At 71.0% G+C, this 8,110-nt stretch carries 1 protein-coding gene; it reads left to right on the top strand.

Translation table 11 applies throughout. The features are described 5' to 3' along the window. The first annotated feature begins 271 nt into the window (after nucleotides 1-271). Nucleotides 272-8,077 carry a type I polyketide synthase gene (locus ACIRG5_RS07575; protein WP_402901697.1) on the top strand — a complete coding sequence of 2,602 codons (7,806 nt, stop codon included), beginning with the start codon at nucleotides 272-274 and terminating at the stop codon, nucleotides 8,075-8,077. The last annotated feature ends 33 nt before the right edge of the window (nucleotides 8,078-8,110 follow it).

Consider the following 8,110-nt stretch of genomic DNA (forward strand, 5'->3'; position numbering starts at 1 on the left):
TGCCCCTCCGAGGAGTAGGTAAAGAATTTTGCGGAGTGGAGCTGAATTATTGTTTCCGGCTGCTCTTCCGGGCCGGTGATCAAAGATTAGCCACCGGGCGGGCTTCGCAAAACTCCTGCGCCAGGAGAAAGCACTTTCGGCCGGATGATAGGGGGATCGTAGGGGGGTGCTAGGGGATTTCCTACTTACCGGCTCGATGAGGCCGAGGCTAGCATCGCTCGAGGTGCAGGCCACGTCTCCAGTAAGCCGGTAAATAGGGAGCGACGTCGGGATGTTTCGAACCGAACTGATCCGGCCGTTGTCCGAACTGCTGCGTCACCACGCCGCGAACCAGCCGGAGAAGGTCGCGTTCGCGGACTCGCGCCGCGCGGTCACGTACGCGGACCTGGAACTGCGCACCCGGCGGCTCGGCGGGCATCTCGCCGGCCTGCGGCTGCAACCAGGAGACCGGGCGCTGATCTTCCTGGGCAACAGCGTCGACATCATCGAGAGCTACCTGGGAGTCACGCGCGCGAACGCGGTCGCGGTGCCGTTCAACCCGCACTCCGCCGACGCCGAGCTCGCCTACGTGCTGGACGACAGCGGCGCCCGCGTCGTGATCACCGACTTCGCGCACCTCGACCAGGTCCGCAAGCTCCTGCCGGGCCGCCCCTACCTCCAGGTGGTGGTGAGCGGCGACGAACCGCTCCCGCGCGGCGGTTCCGTTGTGTCGTACCAGGAACTGACCTCGACGGACCCGGCTGTTCCCGCGCGGGACGACCAGGGCCTCGACGACGTGGCGTTCATGCTCTACACCTCCGGCACCACCGGCAAACCGAAGGGCGTGCTGTCGACCCAGCGCAGCTGCCTGTGGTCGGTCGCCGCCTGCTACGCCCCGGTCATCGGCCTGAACCACGAGGACAAGGTGCTGTGGCCGTTGCCGCTGCACCACTCTCTCGCCCACGTGCTGTGCGTCGTCGGCGTCACGGCGGTCGGTGCTTCGGCCCGCGTCCTCGACGGGTTCGCCGCGGACGAGGTGCTGACCGCGCTGGAAGGCGACGACTACACGTTCCTGTGCGGTGTTCCCGCCATGTACCACCATCTTCTGGAAGTCGCGCGCACCCGCGAGGTCTCCGCGGGCACGGTGCAGCGCTGCCTGACCGCGGGAGCCGCGTGCCCGCCGGCGTTGCGCGTCGAGTTCGAGGCCCTGTTCGGTGTCGCGCTGCTCGACGGCTACGGCAGCACCGAGACGTGCGGCCTGATCGCGGTGAACTGGCCGCAGGGCACCAGGGTTCCGGGTTCGGTCGGCCTGCCGGTGCCGGGTCTCGCGGTGCGGCTGGTCGACCCGGACACCTGCGTCGACGTCGACGTGGAGGCCGAGGGCGAGGTGTGGGTGCGCGGCCCGAGCCTGATGGCGGGTTACCACAACCAGCCGGAGGCGACGGCGCAGGCGATGCCGAACGGCTGGTACCGCACCGGCGACCTGGCCAAGCGCGACCTCTACGGCTACGTCACGATCACCGGCCGCGTCAAGGAGCTCATCATCCGCGGCGGCGAGAACATCCACCCCGGTGAGGTGGAGGAGGTGCTGCTCAAGGTCCCCGGTGTCGCCGACGCCGCCGTGGTCGGCAAGCCGCACGACATCCTCGGCGAGGTGCCGATCGCGTTCGTCGTGCCCAGCAGGCAGGGCCTCGACCCGGTGCGCCTGTACGACGCCTGCCGCGAGCAGCTGTCGAACTTCAAGGTGCCGGAAGAGCTGTACGAGATCGACCACATCCCGCGCACGACCTCGGGCAAGATCACCCGGCACGTGCTGCTCGACCGCCCGGCCCGGTTGCGGGCCGCGAGCGGCGGGCAGCACGAGTCGTTGCTGCGCATGGACTGGGCGCCGATGACGTCGGTCCGCACCGCCGGGCTGGAACTGGCGAAGCGCTGGGCGGTCGTCGGCCCGGACATGGTCGGGTTGACGGCGTCCCTGGCCTCTGCCGGTGTGCACGTGGCCACCTACCCGGACGCGGCCTCGCTGCACGTGTCCGTTGTGGACGGCGAGCCCGCGCCGGACGTCGCGGTGCTGTGCTGCCCCGACGACATGGACACCGGCGGCAAGCTCACGACGGCCGCGCAGGAGGCGTTGCGCAAGGTCGGCGGTGTGCTGCGGACGTGGGTGAACGACGACTGGTTCGCGCACTCCCGCCTGGTCGTGCTGACGCGCGGCGCGGTCGCGGCCGGTGTCGAGGACGTGCGCGACCTGGTGCACGCGCCGGTGTGGGGACTGCTGCGGTCGTTGCAGGTCGAGTTCCCGAACCGGTTCACGCTGATCGACGTCGACGACCAGGCGCCGTCCATCGGCGTGCTGCCGCGCGCGGTCGCCGCCGGCGAACCGCAGCTCGCGATCCGCTCCGGCATCGCGTTGATGCCGCGGCTGAAGCGAGTCTCGGCGTCGGTCGACAGCGACGAGGTGCTGCGCATCGACCCCAAGCGCACCGTGGTCGTGACCGGCGCGGACGGCACCATGGGCGCCGCGCTGACCCGGCATCTCGTCGCCGCGTACGGCGCACGCCACCTGCTGCTGATCAGCCCGCGCGGCCGCGCCGACGAGGCGACGGCCCAGCTGGAGTCGGAACTGTCCTCACTGGGCGCGAAGGTCGCGGTCGCGGCCTGCGACGTGGCGGATCGCGCCGCGCTGGCCGAGGTGCTCGGCAAGCTCAAGCGACCCGTCACCGCGGTCATCCACGGCGAGGGCGAGCATCCGGCGAAGCCTTCGGTCAACCTGCCGCGGCCGGACGTGTTCCGGTCCGTTGTGGACGGTGCGGTGAACCTGCACCAGCTCACCAAGAGCGGCGACGTCACCGCGTTCGTGATGCTCTGCACGGTCGCCGGCGCGCTGGGCCTGGTCGGGTCCGGGGAGCAGGCGGCGGCGAACTCGTTCCTCGACGCGCTGGCCCGCTACCGCCGCAAGCGCGAGCTGGCCGCGACCTTCCTCGCGGTCGGGTCGACGGACGCGCCGACCACGGCGTCGCGGGTGGGCGAGCTGTCGGCGCACGAGTTCAGCGCGATGTTCGACGTCGCGACCTCGGCGGGGCTCGCGCAGGCCGTCATCATGCGGATCAACAGTGCGGCGCTGCGGGAGCAGACGTCGTCGACCGAGGTTCCGGCATTGCTGCGCGGCCTGATCGACGTCTCCGCGCGGCTCGCCACCCCGGACGAGCGCGACCTCTCCGCCTTACGCCAGCGCCTGGTCGCGATGTCGCCGGAGGAGCAGGACATCTTCCTGCTCAACCTGGTGCGCACCGAGGTCGCGGGCGTGCTCGGACTGACCGGTGCCGAGCGCGCCGAGGCGAAGAAGACGTTCCGCGAACTCGGCCTGACCTCGGTGACCGCGGTCGACCTGCGCAACAGACTGACCGCCGCGACCGGCCTGCACCTGTCCGCGCCGGTCGCGTTCGACTACCCGACTCCGGCCGTGCTGGCCCGGCACCTGCGGGCGGAACTGCTGGGTGAACGGGCTTCCGCCGTGCCGCTGGAGATGGTGCGGTCGGCGCCGGACGAGCCGATCGCGATCGTTGGCATGGCCTGCCGTTATCCCGGTGGGGTGTCCTCGCCGGAAGACCTGTGGCGGCTGGTGATGACGGGCGGCGACGTCGTGTCGCCGTTCCCCGCCGATCGCAACTGGGACCTGGAGAAGCTGTTCGACGGCGCCTCGCACACGCGCGCCGGCGGGTTCCTGCACGACGCCGCCGACTTCGACGCCGAGTTCTTCGGGATCTCGCCGCGGGAGGCGCTGGCGATGGACCCGCAGCAGCGGTTGCTGCTCGAAGTCTCCTGGGAGGCCCTGGAACGCGCGGGCATCGACCCCGCGACGTTGCGCGGCACCAACGGCGGTGTGTTCGCGGGTGTGATGTACCACGACTACGGCGCCGGACTGCTGGACGCGCCCGCCGGGACCGAGGGGTACTGGACGACCGGCACCGCGGGCAGCGTCGTGTCCGGCCGAGTCGCCTACACGCTGGGACTGCAGGGGCCGGCCGTCACCGTCGACACCGCGTGTTCGTCGTCCCTGGTCGCCCTGCACTGGGCCGCGCAGTCGCTGCGGTCGGGCGAGTCGTCGATCGCGCTGGCCGGCGGTGTGACGATCATGTCGACGCCGCAGACGTTCGTGGAGTTCTCCCGGCAGGGCGGGCTGTCGGCGGACGGCCGCTGCAAGGCCTTCTCCGACTCCGCCGACGGCACGGGCTGGTCCGAGGGCGCCGGTCTCGTCGTGCTGGAGCGGTTGTCCGACGCTCGCCGCAACGGTCATGCGGTTCTCGCGGTGCTGCGCGGTTCGGCGATCAACCAGGACGGCGCGTCGAACGGCCTGACCGCGCCGAACGGCCCGTCGCAGCAGCGCGTGATCCGGCAAGCGCTTGCGTCCGCTGGATTGTCCACTTCGGACGTCGACGCGGTGGAGGCGCACGGTACCGGCACGACTCTGGGTGACCCGATCGAGGCGCAGGCGTTGCTCGCGACCTACGGCCAGAACCGCACCGGGCCCGATTCCTCCGGGCCGCTGTGGCTGGGCTCGGTGAAGTCGAACATCGGCCACACGCAGGCCGCGGCGGGTGTCGCGGGCGTGATCAAGATGGTGATGGCGTTGCGGCACGGCACGTTGCCGCGCACCCTGCACGTGACGTCGCCGTCGGCGCACGTGGAGTGGGGGAGTGGCCGCGTCGAGCTGCTGACCTCGGAGCAGCCGTGGCCGTCGGTGTCGCGGGAGCGCCGGGCCGCCGTGTCGGGCTTCGGTGTCTCCGGCACGAACGCGCACGTGATCCTGGAGGAGGCGCCCGAGGTCGAGGTGACGCCGGAGGAACCGTCGTCGGTGCTCTCGGTGGTGCCGTGGGTGGTGTCGGCCAAGAACGCCGCCGCGTTGGACGCGCAGCTGGAGCGGTTCCGGGCGGTGCAGGCTCCCGTTCTGGACGTCGCGGCGTCGCTGGTGTCGACGCGGACGCAGCTGGAGCACCGCGCTGTGGTCGTGGACGGCACGGAGATCGCGCGCGGCGTGGCCTCCGAACGTCCGCTGGCGGTGTTGTTCTCCGGGCAGGGTTCGCAGCGGCTCGGCATGGGACGTGAGCTGTACGAGCGGTTCCCCGTGTTCGCCGCGGCGTTCGACGCGGTGCTGGAGCACCTGGACGGCTCGCTGCGCGATGTGATGTGGGGCCACGACTTCGACGCGCTGAACGAGACCCGGTACACGCAGCCGGCGTTGTTCGCGATCGAGGTGGCGCTGTTCCGGCTCGCCCGGTCGATCGGTGTGCGGCCGGACTTCGTGGGCGGGCACTCGATCGGCGAGATCGTCGCCGCGCACGTCGCGGGTGTGCTTTCCCTGGAGGATGCCTGCCGGCTGGTCGACGCGCGGTCGCGGCTGATGCAGGCGCTGCCGCCGGGCGGGGCGATGGTCGCGGTGCAGGCCACGGAGGAGGAACTGCTGCCGCTGCTGGGGTCCGGGGTGTCGATCGCGGCGGTGAACGGGCCGCGTTCGGTCGTCATCGCGGGTACCGAGGACGGCGTCGAGGCGGTCGTGGCCCGGTTCGCTGATCGCAAGACTAAGCGTCTCCCGGTCAGCCATGCGTTTCACTCGCCCTTGATGAACCCGATGCTGGACGACTTTCGCGCGGTCGTCGAGGGACTGTCGTTCTCCGAGCCGCAGATCCCGGTCGTGTCGAACGTGACCGGGCAGCTCGCCGTGCGCGAACAGCTGACCTCGCCGGAGTACTGGGTGCGTCACGTTCGTGAAGCCGTGCGGTTCTCCGACGGCGTGCGGGCGCTGGGGCGTCAGGGAGTCTCGGCGTTCCTGGAACTCGGGCCCGACGGCGTGCTGTCGGCGCTGGTCGCGGAGATGACCGAGACGGGCGCGGTACCGCTGGACACCGCTGTCGTGCCGATGCTGCGCCGCGAACGACCGGAGGAGGCGTCCGCCGTGTCGGCGTTGGCGCGCCTGCACGTCGTGGGTGTGCCGGTCGACTGGTCCGTGCTGTTCGAGGGCACCGGAGCAGTGCGCGTCGACCTGCCGACCTACGCGTTCCAGCGGTCTCGTTTCTGGCCGGAGCCCGAGGTCGCGGTCGGCGGGGCCGATCCGCTGGACGCGGCGTTCTGGCAGCTGGTCGAGAACGATGAGCTGGCGTCCGTGCTGGAGCTGGATCCCGAGGTGGCGGCGGCGGTCGTGCCGGCGTTGTCGTCGTGGCGAACACGGCAGCGGTCGCAGTCCATTGTGGATTCGTGGCGGTTCCGCGAGTCGTGGAACCGGCTGTCGCTGTCCGGTGCCTTTTCCGGATCGTGGCTGGTCGTCGTGCCGCCGGGGGAGCGGGACACCTGGACGCGGGACGTCGTGGAGATCCTCGGCGGTGTCGCCGTGTCGCTGGACAAGGTCTCGGGTTTGGCGGGCCGGGAGTTCACGGGTGTCGTGTCGCTGCTCGGTGTCGCGGATGACTCGGGTGACGTGCCTTACCCGCTGTCCGGAACGTTGGAGCTGCTGAAGGCTCTCGAAGGCGTCGAGGCTCCGTTGTGGACGGTGACGCGCGGTGCCGTGTCGACCGGTCACGGGGACATCGTGACGTCGCCGGTGCAGGCCGCGTTGTGGGGCATGGGCCGGGTCGCCGCTCTGGAGATGCCGCGCCGGTGGGGTGGCTTGATCGACCTTCCGGGCGGCGTGGACAACCAGATCGCGCAGGGCCTGCAGGCCGCGCTGAGGAACTCGCTGGGCGAGGACCAGATCGCGGTGCGCGGCAACGGTGTGTTCGCCCGTCGCCTGGTGCCCGCGCCGCGCGGGGAGCACGGCGAGGACTGGGAGCCGTCCGGCACGGTCCTGATCACCGGCGGCACCGGTGCGCTGGGCGGGTTCGTGGCTCGCGCTGTTGCCGCGCGGGGTGCTTCGCGCATCGTGCTGACCTCGCGCCGGGGCTCGCTCACCCCGGGGATCGAGCACCTGGTGGCCCAGCTCGAAGGCTTCGGCGCCGAGGTCTCCGTCGAGGCCTGCGACGTCGCCGATCGTGCTGCTCTCCAGGAGTTGCTGGACGACCTGCCCGATCTGACGGCGGTCGTGCACTGTGCCGGAGCCGACAGCGGTGACGCACCTCTGCGGGAGTTGACCGCCGACCAGCTCGGAGAGCTGTTGCGCGCCAAGATGGTGGCCGCGCGGAACCTGCATGAGCTGACCGGAAGCCTCGACGCGTTCGTGCTGTTCTCGTCGGGCGCGGCGGCGTGGGGCAGCGGCGGCCAGCCCGCCTACTCGACCGCGAACGCCTACCTGGACGGTCTCGCGCAGTTCCGGCGGGGCCAGGGCCTGGTGGCGACGTCCGTGCAGTGGGGCGCGTGGGCCGAGGCCGGCATGGCGACCGACCCGCACGCCTACGACCAGTTGCGCCGCCACGGCGTGCTGCCGATGGATCCCGAGCTGGCGCTGACCGCGCTGGTGCAGGCGGTGTCGGACGGCGAGACCGTGCTGACCGTCACGAACACCGACTGGGCCCGGTTCGCGCCTGGCTTCACCGCGTCGCGCCCGTCGCCGCTGTTCTCGTCGATTCCCGAGGTCGTCGCGGCACTGGTGCCCGATGCCGACGTGACCGGCGCCGAGGTGGCGTTGCAGGAGAAGCTCGCGGGCCTGTCGGAGGCCGATCGTTCGCGGGTGCTGCTGGACCTGGTGCGTTCCGAGGCCGCCGCGGTGCTCGGCCACTCCGGCGTCGAGTCGATCCACGCCGAGAAGGCGTTCCGCGACCAGGGTTTCGACTCGCTGACCGCCGTGGAGATGCGCGACCGCCTGAAGTCCGCGACGGGTCTGCCCGTGCCGTCGGCCCTGGTGTTCGACCACCCGACGCCGCGCCTGGTCGCCGAGCACCTGCTGACCGGCCTGTCCGCCGCGACGGACGGTTCGGCGCTGGCCGAGCTGACCCGGCTCGAAGCCGCGGTGGTTTCGTCGTCCGCTGATCACGACGCGATCCGCGAGCGCCTGGAGAAACTGCTCGGGCGCCTGAAGAAGCCGGTGTCCACTTCGGACGACGACATCCGCAACGTCTCCGTCGAGGACCTCCTGAACATCATCGACGACGAGTTGCTCGACCTCTCGTAGAAGCAGTTGCCCGCACGAAATGAGGACGGACCA

The sequence above is a fragment of the Lentzea sp. NPDC102401 genome (assembly GCF_044765805.1).
GTDB lineage: Bacteria > Actinomycetota > Actinomycetes > Mycobacteriales > Pseudonocardiaceae > Lentzea > Lentzea sokolovensis.

Bases quoted from the DNA above. Each gene is read 5' to 3' on its own strand.
- ACIRG5_RS07575 (WP_402901697.1), top strand. From the start codon at position 272: ATGTTTCGAACCGAACTGATCCGGCCGTTGTCCGAACTGCTGCGTCAC.